This is a genomic window from Actinosynnema sp. CS-041913, from assembly GCF_050942485.1.
Lineage (GTDB): Bacteria > Actinomycetota > Actinomycetes > Mycobacteriales > Pseudonocardiaceae > Actinosynnema.
This window is the reverse complement of the sequence record NZ_CP192037.1, coordinates 3,562,097-3,575,308: the sequence shown is the minus strand read 5'-3', so window position 1 is coordinate 3,575,308 and position 13,212 is coordinate 3,562,097. Positions and strand designations below refer to the sequence as shown.

10 protein-coding genes are annotated in these 13,212 nt (G+C 68.8%); 2 read left to right on the top strand and 8 right to left on the bottom strand.

Annotation, left to right across the window (positions count from 1 at the left end):
* The first annotated feature begins 205 nt into the window (after positions 1 to 205).
* Positions 206 to 934, top strand: coding sequence for an ISL3 family transposase (locus ACQPZF_RS17060; RefSeq protein ID WP_433272692.1), 729 nt, complete (start codon positions 206 to 208; stop codon positions 932 to 934).
* Between the two features lie 228 nt (positions 935 to 1,162).
* Positions 1,163 to 1,714, top strand: coding sequence for an ISL3 family transposase (locus ACQPZF_RS17055; protein ID WP_433274589.1), 552 nt, complete (start codon positions 1,163 to 1,165; stop codon positions 1,712 to 1,714).
* A 162-nt stretch (positions 1,715 to 1,876) separates the two neighbouring features.
* Here ACQPZF_RS17055 and ACQPZF_RS17050 read toward each other — a convergent pair whose 3' ends face one another.
* The 8 genes from ACQPZF_RS17050 to ACQPZF_RS17015 form a co-directional block, all read right to left on the bottom strand.
* The gene (locus tag ACQPZF_RS17050) at positions 1,877 to 2,743 is read right to left on the bottom strand and encodes an AraC family transcriptional regulator (RefSeq protein ID WP_433272690.1); all 867 of its coding nucleotides are present in this window, start codon (positions 2,741 to 2,743) and stop codon (positions 1,877 to 1,879) included.
* Between the two features lie 188 nt (positions 2,744 to 2,931).
* Entirely contained in the window at positions 2,932 to 3,324 is a 393-nt protein-coding gene (locus tag ACQPZF_RS17045; RefSeq protein ID WP_433272688.1) for a VOC family protein, read from the bottom strand.
* A gap of 874 nt (positions 3,325 to 4,198) precedes the next feature.
* Positions 4,199 to 7,543, bottom strand: a complete 3,345-nt coding sequence (locus ACQPZF_RS17040) for a hypothetical protein (RefSeq protein ID WP_433272686.1) — start codon at positions 7,541 to 7,543, stop codon at positions 4,199 to 4,201.
* A gap of 275 nt (positions 7,544 to 7,818) precedes the next feature.
* Positions 7,819 to 8,268: a GntR family transcriptional regulator gene (locus ACQPZF_RS17035; RefSeq protein ID WP_433272684.1), complete on the bottom strand. Its 450-nt coding sequence runs from the start codon at positions 8,266 to 8,268 to the stop codon at positions 7,819 to 7,821.
* A 159-nt stretch (positions 8,269 to 8,427) separates the two neighbouring features.
* Entirely contained in the window at positions 8,428 to 10,497 is a 2,070-nt protein-coding gene (locus ACQPZF_RS17030) for an ATP-dependent nuclease (RefSeq protein ID WP_433272682.1), read from the bottom strand.
* A 40-nt stretch (positions 10,498 to 10,537) separates the two neighbouring features.
* The gene (locus ACQPZF_RS17025; RefSeq protein ID WP_433272680.1) at positions 10,538 to 10,786 is read right to left on the bottom strand and encodes an AAA family ATPase; all 249 of its coding nucleotides are present in this window, start codon (positions 10,784 to 10,786) and stop codon (positions 10,538 to 10,540) included.
* Between the two features lie 40 nt (positions 10,787 to 10,826).
* On the bottom strand, positions 10,827 to 12,824 hold the full coding sequence (locus tag ACQPZF_RS17020) for a hypothetical protein (RefSeq protein WP_433272678.1): 1,998 nt from the start codon (positions 12,822 to 12,824) through the stop codon (positions 10,827 to 10,829).
* A 223-nt stretch (positions 12,825 to 13,047) separates the two neighbouring features.
* Complete coding sequence (locus tag ACQPZF_RS17015; protein ID WP_433272676.1) at positions 13,048 to 13,200, bottom strand: hypothetical protein; 153 nt, start codon at positions 13,198 to 13,200, stop codon at positions 13,048 to 13,050.
* Positions 13,201 to 13,212: the final 12 nt, after the last annotated feature.

Below are 13,212 nucleotides of genomic sequence, written 5' to 3'. Positions count from 1 at the left end.
TCCGCAGGCGAAAACCGGCGGGCACCCTCGACCACGATCACGAGTGATCAACCTACCGGAAGACGATCACTTTCGACTCAATATGCGTTGTGGTGGGGACTGTAAAACGAGCGGTTCTGTCGCTGATTGCGTGATCAACAAGTTCGGGTGGCTGCTGGCAGGTGTCGTGGGTCTGTGATCATGATCGGGGTGTGATCGTGACTGGTTGGACGTTCTGCTGCCGCACCTTGCCGGTGTGGTGGTGGAGCGGGTCGAGCGGACCTCCTCGGGCGTGCAGATCTGGGCGTGTACGAAGGTGAGGACCCCGCCTTGCCCGTCCTGCGGTGCGCGGTCGGGTCGGGTGCACAGCCGCTACGACCGGAAGCTGGACGACGCTCCGGTGGCAGGTAGGCCGGTGGTGCTGCGATTACGGGTGCGCCGGTTCTTCTGCGATGCCCCGGACTGCGAAGTGGGGACGTTCGCCGAGCAGGTCGACGGTCTGACCGTCGGGCACTCGCGGCGCACCCTGTCGTCGCGCACCGCGTTGGAGCACATCGGATTGGCGTTGGCGGGCCGGACCGGAGCACGGCTGGCCGCAGGACTCGGACTGCCGACCAGCCGAAGCACGCTGCTGCGGTTGGTACACACTCTGCCCGATCCGCCGATCGGGGCGGTGGAAGTGCTGGGAGTCGACGACTTCGCCCTGCGGCGTGGCCGCCGCTACGCGACCGTGCTGATCGACGCGGTCACCCACCGCCGCGTCGACGTGCTGCCCGACCGCAGGGCCGCGACCCTGACCGCCTGGCTGCGCGAGCATCCCGGCGTGTCCATGGTCTGCCGGGACGGCTCGGCCACCTACGCCGAGGCCGTCCGCCAAGGTGCCCGGACGCCGTCCAGATCGGCGACCGATGGCACATCTGGAACAACCTGGCAGCGGCGGCGGAGAAGACCGTGACCGCGCACAGCACATGCTGGTACGTCGGACCGCAGCGACGCACCCGGGCCGCGGAGGAACGGACCCTGCAGCGCTACGCCGCGGTCCACGACCTGCTCAACCAAGGCATCGGCCTGCTGGAATGCGCACGACGACTCGGCGTGTCGCTCAACACGGTCAAGCGCTACGCCCGCATCCCCTCCGCCGAGCAGTTGCGGCGCCCGCCGCCCTACCGGCGCAGCATGGTCGATCCCTACCGCGACCACCTGCGCCGCCGCCTGGCGGAGCGACCCGACGTCCCGGTCACCCACCTGCCCGTCCGGGATCCGCGCCCTGGGCTACCCCGGCAGCGCCAACCTGCTGGTCCGCTACCTCAAACAAGGCCGGGCCGAACCCGACCGCGTCCCGCCCTCGCCACGACGCCTGGTCACCTGGCTGACGAGCAAGCCCGAGAACCTGCCCGCCCACCACCGTCGCCACCTCGATGAACTGATCACCAGCTGTCCGCCGATGACGACGCTCGCCCAGCGGGTCCGCGAGTTCGCCGCGATCCTCACCCGCCGCCGAGGGCACGATCTCCACGCCTGGATCGACGCGGTTCTGGCCGACGATCTGCCCGCCCTGCACCGCTTCGTCCACGGTCTGCGCAAGGACAACGAGGCGGTGCTCGCAGGGCTGACCCTGCCCCACAGCAACGGTCCCACCGAAGGAGTCGTCAACAAGATCAAGCTGCTCAAGCGGCAGACCTACGGACGGGCGAGCTTCGCCCTGCTGCGCAAGCGGATCCTGCTCAACCAGTAGCAACAGTCGTGGTATCTCGCCTACTCAACTGAAATCGTTGATCACGCAATCAGCGACAGAACCGCTCGTTTGACAGACCCGGCAGCCCTCCCTCACCGGGTGACGGAGAGGCGGCCGGGTCGGGCCTTTGATGCTGTGCGGATTGGTCCCGGGGAGGGTCGGTTACGCCGGTTCGACGGGCAGCCACAGCTCGCAGGTCGCGGTGCTGAAGTCGTCCGCGCGGTCGAGGACCGTGACGATCGACGGGCCCGGCCGCAGGCGCCATGGGTTGGAGGGGAACCACTCGGTCGCGGTCGCGGCCCAGGTCGTCTGCAGGGCCTGCGGGTACGGGCCCTCGGCGCGGAAGACCGCCCACCTGCCGGCCGGCACCTCGATGCCGTCGAGGTCGTCGGGGACCGGCGTGTCCCGGGAGACGGCGACCCCGTGCAGGTAGGTCAATTCGCTGCCCTCGGTGGCTTCGGGGTCGAGGTCGTCGCTGACCTGCAGCAAGCCCGCCGGCTCGGTGTCGCCGAGGACTTTGAGCCGTAGGTGCTCCTCCTGCGGCAACGCGGCGATGTGCTGCCGGATGTGCGGGTTGACCCCGTGGTGGATCAGCGGGACGCGGGCGGCGTGTCCGACGAGCCGGAACGCGGGGCGGTCGGTGATTCGGGTGTCCATGGGATTCGTCCCTTCGACGGTCAGGCGGAACCTGAGCTGTGGTTGTGCGCGAAGGGGGCCTCCGTCGCGGCGGACGTCACCGGGGCCGGCGCCGTGGACCGCCCGGAACGCGCGTCCGAACGCCTCGGTCGAGCCGTACCCGTGCCGGACGGCGATGCCCAGCAGGTCGTCGCCCCGGATGACGTCGGCCGCGGCGACGGTCATGCGGCGCCGGCGCACGTACTCCGACAGCGGCATGCCCGCCAACGACGAGAACATCCGGCGCAGGTGATACCCGGTCGTGCCGAGCGTCCCGGCCAACCCGTCGACGTCGAACTCCTCCCCCAAGCGCTCCTCGACGTGATCGACCAGCCGGTTGAGTGCCGAGATCATGAGGCCCTCCTTCCTTCGTCAACCTTGACCGAAGGCACCCCGACCGCGCCCGATCACAGCGAACCGATCCGATCGGTTCCTGGGCCCCACGCGCCGCCACGCCGCAGACCGAGCGCCTCGGCGAGTGTCCGTTTCTGCCGAGATGAGTACGTTCGTCCAACCGACGGTGACTGACTTCGACGGGGTCATTACCCGTCGACCGGCGAGGCGAGTCCCACCAGGACGCCGTAGGGATCCCGGACATAGGAGACCACTTGCCCCCAGGCCGTGTCGTGCGGCTCGGCCAGGGCGCTGGCACCCGCCGCGACCGCGCGGGCGAAGCTGCCGGCGACGTCATCGGTGATGAAGGTGAACTCGAGTCCCGCCGGTGGCATGGCAGGGTCGAGGGCGGCGTAGGGCACCGGCACCGCCTCCGCCCCCAACCGGTGGCTGGTGAAGGCAAGCGCCGTCCCACCGGTATCGAGCCGGGCGAAATCGCCCGACTCGTGAACGAACGCGCGCGCGAGCCCGAATGCCCGCTCGTAGAAGTCGACAGCCTGGACCACGTCCGAGACGTACACGGTGGCGTAACCGAACCTCATTGCGGCTCTCCCGGAAGATCGGTACAGAGGACGGCCCAAGACCATCACGGAGCCGGCACCCCGGTCTTGAACCAATCGGACATCGCGCCGTCGACCACCGTGGTCCAGCGTCCGCACCCACCGCTGATCGGGCATGGCTCGATACCGGCCGACGCTCGCTCGAAACGCGGCTTCCGCCTCCGGCGTCCAGCGCCGCCGGCCGACCGGTCGTCGGTGGCGATCCTCAACGTGCGCTGGGAACCCGCCCACGATCGGATACTCCCACCGGTGCGGGAGTCCCGTCCGTACTGAAGGATCCCGGCCCGGGGCGCGGCCCCGGTGCCGATGAACCGCTTTCGCCCCAACGTGATCGTCACGGGCCGGGCCGAGCCGCACACCGAGGACCGGGTGGTCGGCATGACCGCGGGCACGCCGAGCCCGGCTTCGGCGAGCCGGCGATCCGGTGCGCGGTCACCATGGTCGACCAGATGACCGGTGTCCGGGCGGACCCCGAAACCGTTGCGCACACCGGCCGACTACCGCCGCGAGCCGGACGGTGTCACCCTCGGCACGAAGGCCACGGCGGTTCGCCAGCGCAATGTTGTGGCTGTTACACCTCCAGCGGCTCAACGCTCCGAATGCACTCAAATGCCGCCCACCGAGTGCTTCGGCGAACGTCCGCTTCTGCCCGATGAGCGGACGGTTAGCGGGCCGGGGTGGAGTCGCAGGTGGTGAGATATTTATCAATCTGTGGTCGTTGTTCGTTGTGGCTTTCGAAGTCGAATCGGTCTCCTTGTCTGTGCCCATATCCGCCCGGCATGGGCCAGTGACGTCTCGTGTGGCGGGACTGCAAGGCCGGGTTGTGCGAGTCTGATGTAGTCACAGGTATCCCACGTTAGGTCGTCGAGGCTGGAGGTAGTAGTTCTCGGGCCAACGTCGCTATGGCGTCTGGTTGGACGATCGACAGAATTGTCATGATCGCCGGCCAGTGGCGCATGGACAAGACTTCGCCCAGAAGTCGGGTGGCATCCGACTTCCCGACCTGCGTGGCTACACACGCGAGCGCATTCCCGCGCGCCTCGCCCGCGACGATCGCCCTGGCGACCATCTCGGCCTGTGCCGGTCGTCCGCCGGTCAGCAGGAGGCCGACCAAGCGGGTCATCAGGGGATCGTGCCACTCGGTTCGAGGTCCTGAGTCCTTGACCACGTCGACGGCGTCGGTCGCGAGGGCATCGACCAGACTGATATCTCCGGTGATCGTCAGCACGGCGGCCAAGTCGGCCAGAGCGGTGGCTCGCAGGCGAGGCGACGAGAGGGCGTGGATAGCCGCGTGCGCGCGGTCGACGGCGCCGGTCTCGGTGAGCGTGCGGACAACGTCAGTGACTGCGCGGTCCCGCGCGTGGGACGCGCGTATCGAGCGGGCGATGGCCTCGGCACGGTCGAGGTGTCCCATGGACAGGAGGAGGCTCGTCATCTCGACCAGCGCGGCGGTACCGTCCATGCCACGTCGCACCAGGCCTTCGGCGCGGGCGACCAGCCATGCCGCACGCGTGGGGTCTCCAGCGGCGATCGCGATGCGCGCCCAGGCGCACAAGGCACCAACCCGGTCGTCCAGGTCCGCGATCGATTCGACCACGGCGTCGGCCTTGTCGACCGCGCCGATCGACGCCAAACCCGCCACGAACGCGTTCGTGGCCTGTGCGCGGCGGTAGGCGCTGTCGATCAGGGGGATCAACTCCTCGGCCTGATGCACCTTCCCCGCCCGGCACAGCGCACCCACCAGGGCAACCAGAGCTTCTGCCCTGCGGAAGCGATTCGTGAGAGGCAGTGCCAAGTCCACCGCCCGATCGATGTCGCCGGCCGCTGCGGCAGACTCCACCAGGTCGGTGCGTTCCCGTTCCCCTAGAGGTGCGCGTGTTCGATCGATGCGGCGGTCGGGCTGTCTGTGGACGCCACGGTCCGCGCGTGGTGGTGTTGCGGTTCGGTTGGCTCCGCTGCGGCCGGTGCGCTTAGCGTGCGGTTTCCCGGCCAACTGCCGGACTGCCGCCTCCAACGCCCCTCTGACCGACGGCCCCCTCCCTCTCCAGTCAGACTTCACGAGGAGACGTTCCGCTTCGGTGGCCAGCACGTGTGCCCGAGCGAAGTCCCCGGCGACGGCGGTCAGCGCGGCGAGTTCGCTCAGCGCTTCCGCTCGTCCCTGGGATAACGACCGGATTGCGGCCACCGCGTCGTCGAACCCGTCGATGGTGGCCCGCGCGTAGATCAGCGCTACTCGTGTCGGTTGGTACAGGGCTTCGTCCAGGTTCCCCTCGGTGATGGCGGCGGCTGCTTCGTCACCGAGCCTGAAGGCTTTTCCCGGATCGCCGATGGCGGTCGCTGCCCTGATCAGTGCTGGCACCGCTTCGACGAAGTACGTCAGTGCCGTCTCGGTGTGATCGGCGTACAAGTTCCGTGCCCGACCCTCCGCCTCTGCTACCGCGGCGCGTGCTCCGTCGAGATGACCGACGTTCACCAGTGTCAGCGCCAAATCTGCCAGCTCACGCGGCGCGAGAGCGGAGCCCCATCCGGCGAGCAGACCTGTCGCCTCGTACACCAGGCTCGAACCCAGCGCCGTGTGGCCCGCAGCGCTCATCGCCCCGGCAACGTGCGCCAACACCCGAGGCAACACCGGTACGTCCGACGTGGCCCGGGCGAGCCGATCGGCCTCCTCGGCCAGTGCATCGGCACGCGGCTGGTGACCGTGCACGGCAGCCTCCAACGCGAGCCGGGCCAACGACTCCGCGAGCTCAGGAGGACTCAATTTCGAGCGCGCCAACCGTTCCGCCTCGACCCCGAGCGTGGATGCCCATTCGACATCGGGCACGAGGGCTGCCAGTGAAGCCAGCGCCTGTGCCCGCGCGTACGGGGAGGGCAACGACCGTGCGGCGTCCTCGGCGCGGCCCAACTGCTCTAGACGAGCCCAGGTCATCGCCAGGTCGGCGTTGAGCGGTACCAGGTCGATGAGCAGATCCGACTCACGAATGGCCAGTCTCACGTGTTCCAACCAGTCGAGGGCCGGCTGTGCGGCGAGCAGGCTCCGCGCGGCGTCGATCTCCCTCAAGGCCGCCCCGTTGCCCCCGGTTCGTCTCCGCAGCAGGGCATGTCGAGCCGGGTCGGCAGCGAACGGCACCACCAGATCGATATCGCCGGTGGCGCGCAACAGATCGAAGTAGTTTTCGACCAGGTAGTCGGGAGTATTCGATGGCCAACTCCGGTTGCGATAGCCGGCCGCCCACCGGTGCAGCCGACGACGGTAACCGGTCAACTCCTGCGGTCCGAACAGCAGTTCCGCCTCTCGCTGCAATTCCTCGTGCCCCAACAGGTAGCCGGCCCGCTTGGCCCGGCCCGCATCCCGTCGCGTGAACGATCGGGCCGACACTGCGCCCAAGTGCTCCTCGACCACCCAACCGTCCGTCTCGCACAGCTCCGCCAAATCTGCGACACCCACCCCACCCGCTACCGTGACGAACCCCAACAAGTCACGCTCTATGACGGTCCCACGCAGCAGGCGCACCAACTCCCGGCGCGCATCCACCCTCACCACTTGAGCGTGTAGGGACCGGGACAGCGAACGAGGCGCAAGCCCTCGCAGCGGATGCGCATCGGGCACGTCCGGTGGAATCGGCGGCTCGGTACGGCTGGACACCACGACTCGCACCCCACTCGAGGGCAGCAAGGAGGCGATGCTGTGTGCATCCGGGAAGGCGCCTGCACCCCGATCCTCGTCGAGCCCGTCCACCACGAGCACCAACCGCCGCCCACACCGCGCGCTCGCCTCCGCAGCGGATGCCAGGCCTGCGAGCACGTGCCCGTCACGAGTCGCGTCAGTCAACAGCGTTGGCAGGGGCTCTCCCACCATGGCCGCGCACTGCTCCAACACCACCTCGGAAAATGCGACCCGGTCGGCCTGACCAGCCAAGCGTGAAGTCACGAAGAACGACACCACGTCGACACCTGCGGGCGGATGCAGCGTGAACCATGACAACAGCGCGGTCTTGCCCGACCACGCCGGGGCCCGCCACCAAAGGTACGAAGGTTCCGGCTCGGCGCACCAGGCCGCCAACTCCGCCAACTCCGCATTCCGGTCCAACAGCGCGGCCGGAGCGATCCGCGAGACCTGATGGAGGTAGCCAGACCGGGCCAGCGGTGCGAACACCACGTCGCCGCGGATGACCCCCGCCTGAACAACAGGCCCGTGCACCGGTCCTACGACGTAGTTCCCCAACACGCCGTCCGGAGGTGTCTCTGCAGGCCCCACCTCCTCATCATGCCAGCCATTCATTGCGCCGGCTGTCGGTGACGGTGCCCGTGCCACAAGAGGCCGCAGTGGTCGGCCCTCTCCGCAGGCCCTTAGCTCCGCCACCGCTGATCGGGCGGAACGCACGCACGCTCATGCCGCAATGCGGGGTCAGCGAGCCCTGTCTTGCGCCGAGGGGTGGGTGCTGTCGCCGCGGTTGTGGTTCGCGCATGGCAGCATCACCCCAGCGCGTCGGTTCCTGTCCGCTTGCTGATCTCCAGTTGCAGAGGGCGGTTCCCCACACCGGCGACCGGGTCCGGTTCGGTGTGTCCGGGCGCCGGTGGGACCGGTAGTCGGGCGACGGCGGTCGGGTTCTGTTCCTCGTAGAGTGGGGCGTCCTCGTCGTCGCCCTCGGTACGGACGATGACCGGTCGCACACCGCGTCCGGTTCTGGCGACCAGGCCCCACTCCTTGAGCAGGCACAGCGCCCAATGTGCGGTGCCGATCGAGACTCCGTGGCGGGTCGCGAGTTCCTTCACGCTGGGGGCCGGTGTGCCGTCGGGGATCTCGTCGGCCACGATCCTGGTCCGTTCCAGGGCTGCGACCGTCTCATACGGGCTTCGGGGGTCGACCTTGCGCACGCTGTGCGGCCCGGGGAACGTGACCGGCGGGGTGGGGATGCGGTTCATCAACGCCACCGACGCGCGTTGGTCGGCTTCCTCGACCCACGCGGCGTAGATCCTGAGGGTGGGGTGCTGCCGCCGCCGGAGTGGCCCAGTCGCCCGGACACGGTCCGAATGTCGACTCCCGCCGCGATCAGCGGGTCAACGTTCCGAGATGCAGCACAGTTAGCGCTCCTGGGCGTCGTTGACCTCGTGATACACCAGCACGTCCAACCCGCCTCGGAATGAATCGAAGTCCTCTACGGATTCTGTGGGGTCGTCGTCCAGCATGAATGTACGCCGTATGTCCCGGATTTGGCTCTTGAAGTCCTCGGCGTCCACGGAGTTGTCGAGGCCAGCCTCGATCTCTTCGAGCAGCAGAGTGGCTTGTTCCCGCGTGGCGACAGCGGGATGGTCCAGGAGGAAGGACTTCTTGAGGCGCTTGATCTTGGAACCGGTCTTCTCGACGGTGATGTCTCTCATCGCCTGGCGCTGCTTGCTGCCGAGTGCGCGAAAGAGGACGCGGAAGTTTGCGTCCAAGGTCGCGGCGGCGGCCGCCAGCCTGTCGTCGAGGCGCACGGCGTCGATGACGCTTCTGGCGAAGCCGACCTTGTCGAGGTGGAACCCGGTCACGATGCCTGCGGCTGCCTCCTGTAGGGCGTCGTGAGTGCCTTTGCCCTCGGTGGACCTCACGTCTGTGGTGCGAAGCTCGCCGAGTTTTCTCGCCTCGGCAGGCTCCAGGAAGTCGTTGGCGTACCGTTTGACCGCCGCGACACCTATCTCCAGGGGGATGAGGTCTTCGATGGCGAGAACGCTGCGGCCGGTGGTGCTCACGACCTCGTCGGCGGGGAGGTCTCCGAGTTGTAGAACGAACTTGGGGTCGATCAGCGGCTTGCCGTTCGGTCCGCGCCGGAGTGCTTTGCTCGCCTGACTGCCGGACTCGTCGCTGTCGAGCAGGACGATGACGGCCGGGCGATCGACGTCTCGTCCTCGTGCCAGGTATACGAGGTAGGGGATGTGCGGCGCCGAGCCCGCCGGTACGAGCGTCAGGGTGTTGAGGTCGAGGTTGTCCATCGACCCGGTCTTCTGTTGCCTCAGGCGGGCGGACATCCCTGCCAGCATGACCTGGTCGGACATGCCCTCCAACATCAGGTTGCAGTTGCTGATGAAGGTCGTCTCCGCGACGAAACTGCCGAACGCCGACCTCAGCGGCTCGTAATGATTACGCGCGGCGTTCTTCACTACTCTGGTGCCTTCGTCGCCCTCGCCCTTTTCCAGGACACGGATCCGTTCACCGTGGTTGTTGTCGATGAGGAACGGGGAGTGCGTCACGTACACGACCTGGCACGGCCGTCGGTCTGGGTCCTGGGGGTGCGCGAAGTCCGCGAATATCCGCAGCAGGTCCTGCTGGCCGGTGCTGGACAGGTAGGCGTCCGGTTCGTCCATGAGGAGGACCTCACGGGCACCGGACTTCGGCGCCTCATGCGCCAGGTACTGGACGAAGTAGCTGAGAAAGTATTTCAACCCTCCACTGCGCTCGTCGGCCGAGTACTCGGTGCCGGTCCGGTCGCGGATGGTGAAGACCAGGTCCTGGTCGCGCAAGGTCAGCAGCAGTTGGAACTGGTGGTCCTGTGACCACCATCTCGGGAAGTTCAGCGCTGCCGCCAACGCGCTGTTCATCCGCTCGACGATCCCGTTGGCGAAACCGTCCTTGGCCTCGTCCGCAGCCTTGAGCAGTTCCTCGAACGCGGTCCTGTCGATCTTAGCCACCTTGAGCAGCAGATCGTCTGCCAGCCTGAGCTGCTTGTCATGCGCCGTGGTCGCCCTGGTGGCCGCCGTGAACGCCTCCAGCACGGTCGAGGCCGAGGCGTTGACCTGTTCGGGAGAGGCGAACCAGTTCGGGGCGTTGTCGAACAGCTTGTTGAGGAACGACTGGCGCGCCTTGCGCGGCCCGGTGCGCGTCGACGCTGTCCCGTCCGCGAGGCACCTGATCGGAACGCTCTCCGGGAGCGCCACTCCGGCGTCGATCTCGAACCAGACAGGGAGGACGCCGTCGAGGTGTTTCTTGTCCTTGACGACGTGCTTGTTCCACTCATCGGAGCTACGCGTGTAGACGACAGGCCCCCTGTTGCCGATCCTGAAGATCAAGAAGCCGTCCAGGTCGTCGTCGAAGCGCGTCTTGCAAGCCCTGCCCAGTGCCTCCCGGGCACTCGTGTCGAGACCGCAGAACTCCAGACCGAAGTCGGGGAACGCCATCGACCTGTCGACCGCGAAGAACTGGGAGTACCGGCAGAAGTCACCCCCTCTCGATCCCGTCGCCGGTGAGCGCGTGCTTCACGGCGGACAGCAGTTGGCTCTTGCCGGACTCGTTGGCCCCGACCACGGTCGTCACGCCGTCCTCGAGTGGCACCCTGACAAAGGGGTACTGCAACCCTTCGGTGCCGAGCGCGTCCCAGGGGTCGGGGGCGAAGTCGATGTGCGCCTTACGCAGGTAATCGAAGTTGAACGAGCGGAAGAAGCGGATGTAGACGGTAGAGATGTGCATCCCTGGCCTCATTCCGGCTCGGGTGGCAACGCTCGGCCCGTCATGTTAGCTCCGAGGTCCGACATTCGCGCGGATTACACCGTTCACGGTGGTGGGCGGCCCTGGGTCGTCGAGCGCTACGGGTGCACCAGGGTGCCCTCAAGCACCTTGTCCACTGCGTTGCGTGCACTGTGCACGCCGATGCCGACGAGGTCGAGCTCGTCACGCGGCACGGCGCGCACCGCGCGGTTGTCCACTTCGTCGCCGGTGGCGAAGAGGTTTGCGGCGATGATGGCCAGCGCCGGCCCGCGTCCGACGGCCTTGGCGTGCGCGCCGCGACGATGTCGGCCACCTGCTCGGGCGTCCATGCCGTTGCGGCGTAACGGAACCCGAGGCCGGTGAGCACCAGGTCGTGGTCCGCGGGCACCGCGCTGCCGACCACCGGCAGGTCCGAGGCCCGCACCTCCAGCGCGCCGCGCACGACGACCGCGTGGGCGCGGGCCTGCCCTGTGCCCGTGACCGCGCCGAGCACCCCGATCCGCTCACCCGCCACGGCGAGCGCGAACGTGCCCGTGGCGGGCGCGCAGGCGATCGTCACCCCCTCGACATCGGGCCAGTCCAGCGCCGCCAGGTGGTCGCGGACCTCCTCGACGCCGGGCACGAGGGCCCCGAGCAGGTCGAGGACGTCCACACCCGCCCCTGGATCGGCGCGCCAGGACCCGGTCAGCACGGTGCCGTCCGGGTCGGTGTCCAGGGTGAGCCGGTAGTCCATCCACGCGGGCGCCCCGGCCGTCCCACCCGAGGGCAGGGTCAGCTCGCCCTCGACGCCGCCGACCCACGTGGCGCCCTCCTTCGCGAACCGCACCCGCACCCGCACGGCCCCCGACAGGTCGCCGACGGGGAACTCGCCGTCCAGCACGAGCGCGAAGCTCCTGGCCGCCGGGTCGAACGTGGCGGTGGCGCCGTGCAGGACCAGTCCGGCCAGCGACGCGGGCAGGGCGATCCCCCAGGTGTCGTGCAGCCAGTCCGTGACGTCGGCGAGCGCCAGGTTACCGACGTCGCCCGTGGACATCGACCAGCCGCCCGCGGCCGTGCGCCGCGCCTCCAGCCGCAGCGGCAGGCTCCCGACGGACAGCGACGCGCCGACCACCACGTCGTCGGGTGCACCGCCTTGGCCCGCGAGTTCCAGGGTGAGCCCGTCGACGGTGAGCCCGTCGAAGAAGGTCCAGTCGGTGGCGAGCCCGCACGACAGGTCGTAGCCGAGGTCCCGGAGCCGGATGACCGGGGACAGGTGCGAGACGCGCACGCCGTCGGGGATGCCGCTGTCCGCGAGCCGGTCGCCGACCAGGTCCTCGGTCTCGGGCGGGTCGGCCAGGACGGCGGTGAGCACGAGGCTCGGCAGGTGCACGGTCGCGGACATCCTGTTGCCCAGTACGGTCGCCGTCGCGCCGAGCACGGCGGTGACGACGTAACCCGCGGCCACCCCCTCGCCGAAGCCGGGCTCGTCGAGGCCGACCGCGAACTCGGCCCACAGGTCGTCCAGCACCACCACGCCGGGGATCAACTCGCTGCCCGCGCCCACCAGCCCGGCGCGGACCCGCGCCCAGCGGAGGCCGTGCGCGTCGACCCGCACCAGCACGTCGAGGCCGGCGACCGCGCTCGCCGCCGGGATCTCCTCCGGCAGCACCAACTCTCCCGGCCCGACCGGACCGAAGCCGGGCACACCGACAAGGTCGCCGGTGCCGGGCAGAACCAGCTCGGGCCCGAACGCGCCGAACAGCTCGTACCCGCTGTCGAGGTCCGAGCCCCGGACCGCCAGGCAGACGACCTGACCCGCCAGCGGGAACGTCACCCCGTCCGCGACCCAGGAGGACGGCAGCTCACCGCCTGGGGCGACACCGACGCCGAGCAGCACCACCGCCGAGCCGAAACCGTGCTCCCGCAGCGCTTCCAGATCCACCCGCAGGAACGGCACGTCCACCGACCACCCGGTCAGCGGCGCCGCCACCCGCAGCCCCGAGACGTGCTCGCCACCGTCGTCCAGGAAGATGATCTCCACGCCGTCGAGCGCGCCGGTGGCAGAACGGTGCTCCCCCCGCGCTCGCGCCTGCGAGCAGAGCGCTCCCACCCCCTGCTGCGGGCACCAGCACACGAGGCCCCTTCCTCTTGGACGCCGTCCAGGAGGTCGGCGTGCTCCACCGACAAGTCTTGCCCGTCGAGAAAGGCTCACAAGCCCAGTGGCGGCGCTTCACTCCGACGTGCGACGACGTCAGCGGTTCGGCTCAGGCGTCCCACAAGCGGTGGCCGATCACCATCCCCCGCTCGTCGACCGAATTCCACGCGCACGGCGGTGACACCCCGTCCTTGTCGATCGGCACGCGCAGCCCGGCGCCGGCCGCGTCCATCCCGACCTCGCCCGCGTGTCCCGGCGCCACTGGTACTGGCCA